Raw genomic sequence first — 13037 nt, 5'->3', positions numbered from 1 at the left:
TAATCCCATATCTGATAATACTTTTGAGATTGCTGCTGTTGTTGTTGTTTTTCCGTGGTCAACGTGTCCTATTGTTCCAACGTTAACGTGTGGTTTACTTCTTTCAAATTTTTCCTTAGCCATTTGAAATTGCCTCCTATATATTTATATTTTCCTGTTTCTTCTTATCTGTAATAAAAATCCGCCTAAAAAAAAATCCACACATCTCCTTCAAACTGTTTCAGGTTAGTGTAGTTAAGTGGTGGTGAGAGAAGGATTCGAACCTTCGAAGGCTGAGCCGTCAGATTTACAGTCTGATCCCTTTGGCCGCTCGGGAACCTCACCATGCCTATTAAATTTTATTGGTACCCCGTAGGGGAATCGAACCCCTGTCTATAGAGTGAAAATCTATTGTCCTAACCGTTGAACGAACGGGGCATCATGGTGCCGCTTATCGGAGTCGAACCAATTACCTACTGATTACAAGTCAGTTGCTCTACCAGGTGAGCTAAAGCGGCGTCCTTTAGACATTTATAATTATACCCTATGTTATTAAAAATGTCAACATTTTTTTATTGTATAAAATATAAAAAAGTAAATTTCTTTACTTTTTTATATTTTAAAAATTATTTTTTTAATTGAATCAATAACTCTCTGTATTGTTTTACCATAATTTTTGTCATTGATTTTTTTATAAACTGATACCACTTAAATTTTACAGAATCCATTCCTCTTACTGCATCTGATACTGTTTTTGTTAAAAATTCTTGTTCTTCATAAGATAGTTTTAACTCTGTTCTATCTGAAGAATCAGCTATACTTTTAACATAATCTAAAAATTGTACAACATTTTGCATTCCATTATTTTCAGTGAATTGCTTTTTTATCTCTTCTATAAATTTAGATAAGAATTTTTTTGAACCTTTATCTAAACTAACCGAATATTTTCTTTTTCCTTTTCCTATTTTTTGAATTGAATTCATCATCCCCATCATTGATGACATAGAATTCATTTGCATAGGATTCATGTTGTTTGCGTTTAATTTTTGTGCCTTCATTTTCCCTCCAAAATTTTATATTTTTCCAATAATTCCCTCTATCGTTTCTCTTTTTATAGCTCCTTCTCGAATAATAACAGGAATTGGTTTTGTTAAATCTAGTATCGTTGATTCTATTCCTAAAGGTGTTTTTCCACCATCAATAATTATATCTACTCTACTTTTAAATTTTTCATTTAACTCTTCATAACTTCTAGGTGTCAATTCTCCTGAAATATTTGCACTTGTTGTTGGGAGTACTCCCCCTATATATTCAATTATATCTTGGGCTAATTTTAATGCTGGGATTCTAACTCCTACAGTTTTTCCTCCTGAAACCATAATTTCTGGAACATTATCTTTTTTGTCTAAAATTATTGTCAAAGCACCTGGCCAAAACTCTTTTGCTAATTTTTTTATAATACTTTTTTTATTTTCAGTTACAACCGCTATTTTCTCTATATACTCTACTTTACTCAGTAAAGCTATTAATGGCGAATCATAATTTCTTTCTTTTGCTGAATATACTTTTTTCAATCCTTCTATCGAATTAATGTTTGCTGCAACTCCATAAACAGTATCTGTTGGATAAATAATAATACCATCTTGTTCTAAAGTTTTTTTTATAATTTCAAAATCAATTTTGTGTTCTTTAAATACAATTCTTTTCATAATAAATCCTTTTTTTTATATTTGTCTGTTATAAAATAATTTTAACACATTAAAATAAAAAAAGCTAGTAGAATACTAGCTTTTATATATGCTTTTACTTTTCAAATAGTACAGATACAGATTCGTTGTTTACAATTCTTTTTACTGCTTCTGCTAAAATTATATCTACAGATACTATTTTAATTTTATCTATTTTTTTAGATTCTGGAAGTGCTATCGAATCTGTTATTATAACTTCTTTTAAACAAGAAGCTTGTAGTCTTTCAATAGCTGGATCTGAGAATACTCCATGAGTACAACATGCATAAGCTTCTATTGCTCCTCTTGCCATAATTGCATCAGCACCATTAGTTATAGTTCCTGCTGTATCTATCATATCATCAATAAATATTGCAATTTTACCTTCTACTTCTCCAATTAAATTCATTACTTCTGACATATTTGGCTTTGGTCTTCTTTTATCAATTATTGCAATTTTACAGTCCAACCATTCAGCTAATTTTCTAGCTCTTTTTACTCCGCCAATATCTGGAGACACTACAACTACTTTTTCTCCTGATAATCCTCTAGCTATAAATGACTTTGCTAATAATGGTAACGCTTGCATATGATCTACTGGAATATCAAAGAATCCTTGAATTTGATCTGCATGTAAATCCATAGTTAGAATTCTTGTCGCTCCTGCTGTTGTTAATAAATTTGCTACTAACTTAGATGTAATTGGCTCTCTTGGTCTAGATTTTCTATCTTGTCTAGCATATCCATAATAAGGAATTATAACGTTTATTGATTTAGCTGAAGCTCTTTTTAAAGCGTCAATGAATATCAACAATTCCATTATATTCTCATTTACTGGTTCAGATGTAGATTGAACAACAAATACATCTCTACCTCTTACTGTTTCTCCTATACAAACATATACCTCTCCATCTTTAAATCTAACAATTTCAACTTCTCCTACTGAAGTCCCATACTTTTCTGCTATTTTATGAGCTAACTCAATATTTGATGTTCCAGCAAAAATTTTTACACCAGGCTTTTCCATTTTTTCTATTTCCTCCAATCAAATTTTATAACTTGCTTACTTCTTGATACTGCTAAAGCGTTTTCAGGAACATCTTTTGTTATCACAGATCCAGCTCCTACTAAAGCATTCTCTCCTATACTAACAGGAGCTACCAACATTGTGTCACTTCCTATAAAAGCATTTTTTCCAATTGTGGTTTTGAATTTATTTTTACCATCATAGTTACAAGTTATTGTTCCTGCTCCTATGTTAGTTTTTTCTCCTACTGTTGCATCTCCAATATATGTTAAATGACCTGCTTTGACACCTTTTTCTAAGGTCGATTTTTTAACCTCTACAAAATTTCCAATATGAACTTCTTCTTTTAAATGAGATTTCGGTCTTAAGTGTGCGAAAGGGCCTATTGTTACTCTATTTTCTACAACACTTTCTTCTAAGACTGAACTTTCAATTCTAACATTATTTCCAATTTTACAGTCAATTATTCTTGTATTTCCTAAAATTTCACAATTTTCTCCTATTGCTGTATTTCCTTCTAATATAACTCCTGGATATATTATTGTGTCTTGACCTATTTTTACATTCTCTTCTATATAAGTTGCATTTTTATCTATAAAAATAACCCCATTTTCCATATGTTGATTATTTATTCTATTTCTCATTATATTGTTTGCTTTTTCTAATTCAATTTTAGAGTTTATTCCTAAAATTTCATCATTATCTTCTAATAAAAAGGCTTCAACTTTTTTTCCTGCTTTAACATTTATTGAAATAACATCTGTTAAATAGTATTCTCCTTTTTCATTTTTGTTATCTATTTTTTCTAAAGCCGAAAGTAACTCTTTTACTTCAAAACAATAAACTCCTGCATTTACTTCTTTTATTGCTTTAATTTCGTCTGTAGCTTCTTTTTCCTCTATTACACCTACAACTTCTCCACTCTTTTTTACAATTCTTCCATATCCAAACGGATTTTGATAGATTGATGTTAAAATTGTTGTCGTAGCTTCTGTAGATTTATGATAATTATATAATTTTTTTAAAGTTTCTTCTCTTAACAAAGGTGTATCCCCACAAAGAATCATAACTGTTCCATTAAAACCTTTTAATTTTTCTTTTGCTTGAATTACAGCGTGACCAGTTCCTAATTGTTCATTTTGAACAACATATTCAGAATTTTGAAATAGTTTTAATACCTCTTCTTTTTTGTGTCCTAATATAAGTATATTCTCAATTGATCCAATTTTACTACACGTATCTACAATCTTTTGTACCATTGGTACTCCACAAACTTTATGTAGAACTTTCGGCAGCTCTGACTTCATTCTAGTCCCTTTCCCCGCTGCTAAAATCAATGTTTTTAAACTCATTATACCCTCCATTTAATCAACTTTGTATATTGTATCATAAGATTTAATAATTTTGCAAAAATATTTTTAATTTTGCTGAAGTTTTTCATAAGCTTCATTAATTTCTTTAAACTTTTTTTCATGCATATCTCTAGTTTCTTGAGTTGCGTTTGCATACCTATCTGGATGATGTTTTTTAGCCAATTCTCTATATGCTTTTTTGAGTTCTTCTGGCGTTACGCCTTCTTGAACTCCTAAAACATTATAATACTTACTTTTATCTTCAAAAGTTCCAAAAGGATTATTTTGATATCCTCCTTGATAACTTCCACCATATTGATTCCCTTGATTTTTAAACATATCTTCAAAATCTTTTTGACTATATGATTGGTAATAAAAATTTCTTTTTTTAGGATTTTTCTTATTTATAAAGTACCTAATAACTAAAAACACAACAATTACTGGGAAGAACTGAACTACTATAAATCCAAAAAATGAAATTAATAACATTACAAAGAAAAGTATAGGTAATGCTGAAACTGCTTTGTTCATCCCAAATATTAGTGCTATTACTAAAAAAATAGCCACTGTCAAAATTAGTGCTATTGATATCATTTATTTCTCCTTGATTCTTTACTATATTATAAAATAGGGAATAGAAATTCTATTCCCTATTTTAGTTTATCTTGTAAAATTTTTATTTTTTCTTCAATACTTTTATCTCTAGGATCAATTTCATAAGCAGTTATATATTCATTTAACGCTTTTTTATATCTTCCTAAAAATTCATATTCTTTAGCAAAATCTAAATGAGCACTATAAATATCTAAATCTAAAAATATTGCAAAATCATAACTGTTTATAGCTTCTAATATCTTTCCTGCTCTAGAGTATGCATTTCCGAGTAAAAAATATATAAACGCATCATTTGGTTCTTTATCTAAAAACATATTAAAATATTTTATACTCTTTGAATAATTTCCTAACTCATAATTTAAGTGTCCTAAAAATCCTATTGTATCGCTATCTTTTTTTCCTAAAGCTCTAAGTTTCTCATAAATTTCTAAAGCACTTTCACAATCTCTTTTGTAAAAAAGAATTGTTCCTAATTTTTCTAAATTTTCAACATCATTAGTTTTTGTTAAAAGTTCAAATCTAATTTCTTGCTCTTGTTTTAATAATTCTTCTTTACTTATGTCTATTCTCTTTAAGATTTTTTTTCTTAGCATTTTAAACCCCCTTAGGTTTTTTAAAACTACTTCTCGAGAAATTATATCATATTTTTGCTTTTTATTTAAGAACTTTTAAAATAAATAAATAAAAAAAAGAGCATATGCTCTTTTTAATTATAATTATAATGCTGCTTTTGCAGTTTCTGCTAATTTAGCAAATTCAGCTGCATTGTTTAAAGCTATATCAGCTAATACTTTTCTATCTAACTCGATTCCTGCTCTCTTTAATCCATTCATTAAAGTAGAGTAAGTTAATCCGTTGATTCTTGCAGCAGCGTTGATTCTGATGATCCATAATTGTCTCATCTTTCTCTTTCTAACTTTTCTATCTCTTGTTGAGAAAGCTTCTGCTCTCATTACTGCTTGTTTAGCTTGCTTGAAAACGTCACCAGACGCTCCTCTAAATCCTTTTGCAGCTTTTAAAACTTTTTTATGTCTTTTTCTTCTAACTATTCCAGTCTTAACTCTCATTTAATTTCCTCCTAAAATTGGTTCTTTAACAATAATATTCCTGAAGAATTATTATCTTCCTACTCCGTATGGTAATAATCCTTTTAAGTGCTTCACTAATGTTGAAGTGATTACTGTATCTTTCTTTAATCTGTTCTTTCTTTTTCTTGATTTCTTAGTTAAGATATGGCTCTTTCCTGGCTTCTTAACAACAAACTTTCCAGTTCCAGTAACCTTAATTCTTTTTTTAGCACCTCTATGAGTTTTCATCTTTGGCATTGTAATGTTCCTCCTCTCAAATATTCACTATTTTTTTGGTGATAAGATCAAATATTTTTGCTTATCGTTATATTTTTTATCAACGTCTGCGATTTCAATGAATCTTTCAGATATATGATTTAACATTTCAATTCCCTGATCAGCGTACATTCTTTCTCTACCATACTGAACAAGAGTTATTTTTACTTTATTATCTTTTTCTAAGAATTTAGTAACATGACTTATTTTTGTATCCATATCATGTTGGTCTATTCTAGCTCTAAATTTAACTTCTTTAAGAATAACCTGCTTTTGATTTTTCTTAGCTTCTTTAGCTTTTCTAGTTTGCTCGTATTTGAATTTTCCATAATCCATAACTTTACATACTGGTGGAGCTGCATTTGGAGATATTTCAACTAAATCAAGTTCTTTCTCTGCTGCTAATTCTAACGCTTCAGATGCTGACATTATACCTAATTGTTCTCCAGTTTCAGAGATAATTCTTAATTCTCTACCTCTTATTTTTTCATTAATTCTAACTTTGTCTGAAATAATAGACACCTCCTAATTAACTATCAAATAAAAAAAAACAGGACGTAAATTTCCTGTTAAACTCAAATAATTATTAAGGATCCCCTTAAATAAAAATTTAGATACCTTTATGAATATAAAGCTCCATAAGGTGAGAAACAGGAAGTTTCTTCTTGATAAATCTTATTAATTGTCTTTAATAATTATAACATAATTATTAAAAAAGTCAACTTTAAATTTGAAATTATTTTAAGTAGTCCTCTTAAATTAAGAGGACTACTTAATTTTATCTTTCGCTAGAAGAAGTCCCATATTTTTCTAATAATTCTTCATTCTCATTTTTCTCATTTTCTAGCTCTATTTTTTTAGCAGAAAGTTTTATTCTCTTTTTTTCAGAATCGATTTCAACTATTTCAGCTGAAATTAATTGCCCTACTTTAAAAGTATCTTTTAAGTTTTTTACAAAATCTCTAGATGCTAATTGAGTTGGGATAAATCCATCTACTCCATCTTCTAATTTAACAAACATTCCAAATTCTTGAATATTTTTTATTTCTTTTTCTACTTTATCTCCTACTTTGTAGTTCGCTAAAGCTACTTCCCATGGACTTTTTGTTAAAGATTTTATACTTCCTTTAATTTTCTGACTTTCTAAATTTAATTCAGATACTTTAAATTCAACTTTGTCTCCTTTAGAATATCTCTTATTTCCTGCCCATACAAAATCTGAATTATGAATAAATCCATCTACTCCCTCTTCTATCTGTACAAAAATTCCAAAAGGCTTAACTTCAACTACTACTCCTTCTAAAACTGAACCAATTGCAAATCTAGTTGCTCCATCTTTCCAAGGATTTACACTCAACTCTTTTATACTTAACTTTAATTTTCTCTCTTCTGGTTTCAATTCATTAATAACGGCTTTTACTTCGTCTCCAATTTTAACAAAATTATTTATATTAACTTTATTACTTGTCCATGAGAAATCAGAACTATGTATTAATCCTTCAACTCCTGGTGTTAATTCAACAAAAGCTCCATAGTTAGTTATTCTTGTCACTTTCCCTGTTACTTCTGAACCTACTGCATTATTCTGAGCAATTACTTCCCAAGGATTTTGCTTCAAAGCTTTTATTGATAACTTAATATTTCTTTTATCTTTTTCAATTTCAATAATTTTAGCTTCAATTACATCTCCAGATTTATATAACTTTTGTAAATCTGCAGTTTTTTTCCAATCTATTTCAGAGATATGAATAAACCCTTTTAAATCTCCTAATTTAACTGTTAGTCCAAACGCTAGAACTTCTAAAACTATAGCTTCAACAACTGTATTTAAAACTAATTTTTCAATTGCTTCTATCTCTTTTTTAGCTACAAGTTCTCTTCTTGAAACAAGAATTTTCTTTCCTTTTTTATCTTCTTTTATTTCTTTTATAGTTACATTTAACTCTTTACCTACAAAAGAGTCTCCTTTATCAAAAGGAATTTCTGATAATGAATTTGGTAAAAAACCTTGTTGTGAGAACATTTCAACTATGTAACCACCGTTAACTCTTCTTACTACTTTTCCAGATACAATTTCATTATTTTCAAATGCAATTTGTAATTTTTTTGCTCCAGCTTCTTGATCTACTCTTCTTTTTGAAGCTATCAGAATCATAGAATCATCTTCTTCTGCTTGCGCTATTACAAGAACTTCAATTTCATCTCCTAATGAATATCCTTCTAATTCCTCTGTTCTTACTCTTACAGCCTTAGGCTCTCCTGCTACTTCTAGATATGAAAAATTTCTATCCTTACTTACTATAATTCCAGTTACTTTACTTTTTATTTCCTCATCCTCTTTTACTGGCATATATTCGTTTAGTAACGCTTCAAAATCTTCATTGTAATCAAAGTTTGACATTAAAGTTCCCCCTTATTTTATTTTCTATTTTTTTTATGATATTTTCTGGAGTTGATGCGCCTGCTGTTATTCCAATTTTCATATTTTCAGAAAATATAGACAAATCCAATTCAGTATCATTTTGAACCAAGTAACTTTTTGGATTCTCAGCTATAGCTACCTCTAGAAGTTTTTTACTGTTTGAGCTTTTTAAATCTCCTATTACAATAACTATATCACATGCTCTAGAAAGCTTTCTAGTAGCTTCTTGTCTTTCACTTGTCGCTCCACATATCCTATCAAATATCTTTGCATTTGGATAGTATTTTTGTAAATATTCTTTTATCTCTACAAATTTTCTTTTATTTAAAGTTGTTTGAGTTAGTACTGAATATTTTTTACTAAGATCCAAAGAGTTTTCTTTTAATTCACTTAAACTTTTAAAAATGTTTATTTTTCTTCCAAAAGATACTATACCTTTTACTTCTGGATGCTCTTTATCTCCAATAAAAATTATTTCATCACCTAAAGATTCTCTCTCTATTAAAATTTCTTTTATTTTATCCACAAAAATACATGTTGCATCAATAATTACTACTTCTTTCAATTTCAACAATTCTATTACTTTATTTGTTGTTCCATGAGCTCTAATAATAATACTATCCCCTTTTTCAAGTGGATCTTTTCCAGATAAAATATCTTCTTCATTTATTATTATAAATCCTATTCTTTCCATTTCTTTTACTACATCTTTATTATGAACTACCATACCTAAAATAAATTTTCTGATTTCTTTTTCTTTAGATAGTTCATAACAAGCTTCAACTGCTTTTTTAACACCAAAACAAAAGCCCATCTTTTCAGCTCTTATTATCTCCACGATTTACTCCTCGTTAAACTTCTTAACTTCAACTAACTCTACTAATTCTTGAATCATTGCGTCTTCATCTTCTCCATCACACTCTAAAGTTAATATTCTTCCTTGCTCTGCTGCTAAAAGCATTAAACCCATTATACTTTTTCCATTTATAATTTCATCTTCAAAGATTACATTTATATCAGAATCATATTTACTGGCTGCTTGAACAAATAAAGAAGATGGTCGTGCATGTAAACCCGCTTTATTTTTTATTGTAACTTCTACTTTTTTCATAATTTACCTCTCCCTTCAACTCTATTTAAATACTCATTTAATATCATTTTTACTTCTGCTGAATCACTTGCATTTAATAAAGCAATTTTAATTTCACTTAACTCTGAAATATTAATTTTTCTAATAAGATTTCTAACTTTGGGTATATATGCTGGTGCCATACTTAAATCTCTTATTCCTAAACTTAATAGTGCTATAACAGCTTGATTTTCTCCAGCCATTTCTCCACAAACAGAAACTTTTTTATTTTTTTGAATTCCTGCTTGTGCAACTAGGTTTATTGCTCTTATAACAGCTGGGTCATAACAGTCATATAACTTTTCAGCTATTGGACTATATCTATCCGTTGCTAATATATATTGAGTCAAATCATTAGTACCTATAGAGAAAAAGTCGACATAATCAGCAAAAATTTCTGCTAATAATACATTTGATGGAACCTCTACCATCATTCCTATCTCTATATCGTGCTTAAATTCTTTTTTTTCTTCAAGTAGCTCTTTTTTACATTCTTCAACTAATTCTTTAGCTTCTCTAATTTCTTTTAAATTAGTTATCATTGGATACATCATTTTTATATTATGATTCTTTGCTGCTCTTAATATTCCTTTAATTTGATTTTTAAAAAGTCCTTTATTTGAAAGTGTTAATCTCATTCCTCTACAACCTAAAGATGGGTTTTCTTCATCTACCATTTTATAATAAGATAATTTTTTATCTGCTCCTATATCTAATGTTCTTATTACTATTGGTTTTTTAGATTGAGATTCTTCAAATTCTTTTGCTATATTTTCATATATTTTTCTTTGCTTTTCTTCATCTGGAAACTCTATTGCATCCATGTAAATTAACTCTGTTCTCAAAAGTCCTATTCCATCAGGATTTTTTTTACTAACTTGAGTTATATCTAATCTACCACCTATATTTAAATGTAAAAATATTCTTTCGTTATCAAGAGTTACTGTTTCTTTATTAATAGATTCATCTATCTCTTTTATTTTCTTTCTATATTTATTTTTTTCCTCATCATACCTATTTAACGTTTTAATATCAGGATTTGTTATAACCTTTCCTTCCATAGATGTTGTATCTAATATAATTTGATCTCCCCAATCTACAGAAAACAAATCATTCCCACCCATCAACGTTGGTATTTCTAAGGCTTTAGCTAAAATTGCTGTATGAGATGTCTCTCCCATATACTCCATTATTATTCCACTTAACTTTATTCCACTATAATAAAGTTTCAAAAGTTCAGATGGAAGGAGCTCTCTAATAACTAAAATTCTACCATTCAGATTTAAATCCACTTCTTCTTCTGAAGTTAAATTCATTATAATTCTTTCACTTATATCTTTTATATCTAGCGCTCTTTGCTTATATATTGGATCCGCAATTTTCTCAAACATTTCTATATATTTATTTGAAACTTTTCTTACAATCGATTCTGCATTACTTTGATCTTTCTTAATACCTTTTTTTATATCTGTAATAAATTGTGGATCATCTAACATCATAATATGAACTGTTAAAATTTGAAGATCCTCTTTATTTATTTTTCCTTCTAAATTGTTTTTAATTTGTTTTATATCATTTTTAGCTTTTTGAACAGCTTCTAAAAACCTTTCAATTTCTTCATCTATTTTTTCTAAAGATATTCTATAATTTTCAATATCAATTTTCTTTTTTTTCTCTATATAAGGTTTCCCGATAATTATTCCTGGGAAAATACTTTTCCCTATGACAACTCCCATTTCGTTACCCCCTTTATTTTTAAATCACTAAAAAAATTATACCGTATTTTTACTAATTTTTAAACTATTATTTCATAATTTTAAAAAAAATATTGACTTTTGTTTTAATTTGTATTATATTTATTTCAAGGTTAGCACTCTAATGATGCGAGTGCTAACAAAAGTTAAAAAGGGTGATTATATGGTTGTCAGTGATAGAGAAAAACTTGTTCTCGGAGCTATTATAGATTTTTATCTTCTTTCTGGAGATACTATTGGTTCTAGAGCTCTTGTAAAAAAGTATAATATAGACCTATCTTCTGCAACAATAAGAAATGTGATGTCCGATTTAGAAGACATGGGATTTGTAATCAAAACCCACACATCTTCTGGTAGAATCCCTACAGATAAAGGATACAAATTTTATCTAGAAGAACTTTTAAAAATTGAAAAAATTTCAAGAGAAGAACAAGCTAGAATAAATTCTGTCTATGAAATTAAAATGAGAGAACTCGATTCTGTTCTAAGAAAAACTTCAACTCTATTATCTAAACTAACTAATTATGTTGGAATAGTGATTGAGCCTACACAAAGAAAAGAAAAAATTAAAAAAGTTGAACTCGTTCATATTGATGATTATATGGCCATGGCTGTAATTGTTATGGAAAACAAAAGTGTTCGAACAAAAAAGATTTTCTTTGATGAAATGTGTAGCGAAGAGCAGCTTGTAACTCTTTCACAAAAAATTAACTACGAAATTAAAAATCATCTAATTGAATCCCACGAAATTGAAAAAATAATTGATTTTGTTTCTGGAGAAGTTGAAGGAAAACTCTTTTGGGAAAACTCTTCTGAAATATTCAAAAACAAACAAGTTAATGAGATTAGTGATGTTTTAGATATTTTTTCAAAGCGTAAAAAAATAAAAGAACTCTTTGAAGATGCGATTAAATTTAAAACTTTCAAAGAAGGTGAAGTAAATGTTATTTTCGGCGAGGAACTCGCTGTAAAAGGATTAGAAGATTATAGTTTTGTTTATTCTGTTTATAATATGGATAATTCTCCTGGAATAATTGGTGTTATGGGTCCAAAAAGAATGTCTTATTCAAAAACAATGGGACTTATACAACATGTTACAAAAGAAGTTGATAAAGTTATAAAAGAAATAAATAATGAAGGAGATAGTAATGACAGATAAAGATATGAATGAAGAAATAATTAATGAAACAGTTGAAAATACTGAAACAACTGAAGAAACTATTTCTCAAGAACAAGAAACTTTAAAATTAAAATCTGAAGTTGATGACTGGAAAAATTCTTATTTAAGAAAGCAAGCAGAATTCCAAAACTTCACAAAAAGAAAAGAAAAAGAATTTGAAGATTTAAAATCTTTTGCTTCTGAAAAAATAATAGTAAAAGTTTTAGATATAATTGACAATCTAGAAAGAGCAATTTCTGCTTCTTCTGAATCAAAAGATTTTGATTCTCTTGTTAAAGGTGTTGAATTAACTCTTTCTCAAATGAAGAGCACTATTGCAAGTGAAGGTGTTGAAGCTATTGAAACTGAAAACACAGCTTTTGATCCTCATTTACATATGGCTGTTGCTGCAGAAGATTCAGCAGATTTTAATAGTGATGATATCATTTCTGAATTTCAAAAAGGTTACAAAATGAAGGGTAAAGTTATTAGACCCTCAATGGTTAAAGTTTGTAAAAAATAAATTTAAA

At 28.4% G+C, this 13037-nt stretch carries 16 protein-coding genes and 3 tRNA genes; 2 read left to right on the top strand and 17 right to left on the bottom strand.

From position 1 onward, the window contains the following. The 17 genes from ACRCZX_RS02505 to ptsP form a co-directional block, all read right to left on the bottom strand. The coding region (locus ACRCZX_RS02505) for a GTP-binding protein (protein ID WP_438580924.1) at positions 1 to 123 on the bottom strand (123 nt) is incomplete at its 3' end. Positions 124 to 239: 116 nt separating this feature from the next. After that, positions 240 to 324 (bottom strand) — tRNA-Tyr (locus ACRCZX_RS02500). A gap of 18 nt (positions 325 to 342) precedes the next feature. Further along, positions 343 to 417 (bottom strand) — tRNA-Glu (locus ACRCZX_RS02495). Between the two features lie 4 nt (positions 418 to 421). Continuing rightward, positions 422 to 497, bottom strand: a tRNA-Thr gene (locus ACRCZX_RS02490). Between the two features lie 108 nt (positions 498 to 605). Further along, positions 606 to 1037, bottom strand: coding sequence for a hypothetical protein (locus ACRCZX_RS02485; RefSeq protein ID WP_438581365.1), 432 nt, complete (start codon positions 1035 to 1037; stop codon positions 606 to 608). A gap of 15 nt (positions 1038 to 1052) precedes the next feature. Beyond that, a complete protein-coding gene (locus ACRCZX_RS02480) occupies positions 1053 to 1688 on the bottom strand; it encodes an L-threonylcarbamoyladenylate synthase (protein ID WP_438581364.1) in 636 nt (211 codons plus the stop codon). Positions 1689 to 1782: 94 nt separating this feature from the next. Beyond that, entirely contained in the window at positions 1783 to 2733 is a 951-nt protein-coding gene (locus ACRCZX_RS02475) for a ribose-phosphate diphosphokinase (protein WP_438581363.1), read from the bottom strand. A 5-nt stretch (positions 2734 to 2738) separates the two neighbouring features. Beyond that, the gene (gene glmU / locus ACRCZX_RS02470; protein WP_438581362.1) at positions 2739 to 4085 is read right to left on the bottom strand and encodes a bifunctional UDP-N-acetylglucosamine diphosphorylase/glucosamine-1-phosphate N-acetyltransferase GlmU; all 1347 of its coding nucleotides are present in this window, start codon (positions 4083 to 4085) and stop codon (positions 2739 to 2741) included. A gap of 66 nt (positions 4086 to 4151) precedes the next feature. Beyond that, positions 4152 to 4679, bottom strand: coding sequence for a DnaJ domain-containing protein (locus ACRCZX_RS02465; RefSeq protein ID WP_438581361.1), 528 nt, complete (start codon positions 4677 to 4679; stop codon positions 4152 to 4154). A 56-nt stretch (positions 4680 to 4735) separates the two neighbouring features. Next, positions 4736 to 5293, bottom strand: a complete 558-nt coding sequence (locus ACRCZX_RS02460; protein ID WP_438581360.1) for a tetratricopeptide repeat protein — start codon at positions 5291 to 5293, stop codon at positions 4736 to 4738. 123 nt (positions 5294 to 5416) lie between these two features. Continuing rightward, a complete protein-coding gene (rplT, locus tag ACRCZX_RS02455; RefSeq protein WP_438581359.1) occupies positions 5417 to 5767 on the bottom strand; it encodes a 50S ribosomal protein L20 in 351 nt (116 codons plus the stop codon). Positions 5768 to 5818: 51 nt separating this feature from the next. Then, positions 5819 to 6025, bottom strand: a complete 207-nt coding sequence (rpmI, locus tag ACRCZX_RS02450; RefSeq protein WP_438581358.1) for a 50S ribosomal protein L35 — start codon at positions 6023 to 6025, stop codon at positions 5819 to 5821. A 27-nt stretch (positions 6026 to 6052) separates the two neighbouring features. Next, on the bottom strand, positions 6053 to 6565 hold the full coding sequence (infC, locus tag ACRCZX_RS02445) for a translation initiation factor IF-3 (protein WP_438581357.1): 513 nt from the start codon (positions 6563 to 6565) through the stop codon (positions 6053 to 6055). A gap of 256 nt (positions 6566 to 6821) precedes the next feature. Then, positions 6822 to 8444 carry a S1 RNA-binding domain-containing protein gene (locus ACRCZX_RS02440; protein ID WP_438581356.1) on the bottom strand — a complete coding sequence of 541 codons (1623 nt, stop codon included), beginning with the start codon at positions 8442 to 8444 and terminating at the stop codon, positions 6822 to 6824. Then, complete coding sequence (ispH, locus tag ACRCZX_RS02435) at positions 8431 to 9303, bottom strand: 4-hydroxy-3-methylbut-2-enyl diphosphate reductase (protein ID WP_438581355.1); 873 nt, start codon at positions 9301 to 9303, stop codon at positions 8431 to 8433. Before ispH ends, ACRCZX_RS02440 begins: the two co-directional genes overlap by 14 nt. 3 nt (positions 9304 to 9306) lie before the next feature. Next, complete coding sequence (locus ACRCZX_RS02430) at positions 9307 to 9576, bottom strand: HPr family phosphocarrier protein (protein ID WP_438581354.1); 270 nt, start codon at positions 9574 to 9576, stop codon at positions 9307 to 9309. Then, a complete protein-coding gene (ptsP, locus tag ACRCZX_RS02425; protein WP_438581353.1) occupies positions 9573 to 11330 on the bottom strand; it encodes a phosphoenolpyruvate--protein phosphotransferase in 1758 nt (585 codons plus the stop codon). The genes ACRCZX_RS02430 and ptsP overlap by 4 nt, the downstream gene beginning before the upstream one ends. A gap of 181 nt (positions 11331 to 11511) precedes the next feature. On the opposite strand from ptsP, the gene hrcA reads away from it, so the two are divergent. Both hrcA and grpE read left to right on the top strand, forming a co-directional pair. Continuing rightward, positions 11512 to 12507, top strand: a complete 996-nt coding sequence (hrcA, locus tag ACRCZX_RS02420) for a heat-inducible transcriptional repressor HrcA (protein WP_438581352.1) — start codon at positions 11512 to 11514, stop codon at positions 12505 to 12507. Next, a complete protein-coding gene (grpE, locus tag ACRCZX_RS02415) occupies positions 12497 to 13030 on the top strand; it encodes a nucleotide exchange factor GrpE (protein ID WP_438581351.1) in 534 nt (177 codons plus the stop codon). Before hrcA ends, grpE begins: the two co-directional genes overlap by 11 nt. Positions 13031 to 13037 lie beyond the last annotated feature (7 nt).

The organism is Cetobacterium sp. (assembly GCF_051658645.1).
GTDB lineage: Bacteria > Fusobacteriota > Fusobacteriia > Fusobacteriales > Fusobacteriaceae > Cetobacterium_A.
Note: the sequence above shows the minus strand (reverse complement) of the source record. Positions and strands in the feature narration are given on the sequence as shown.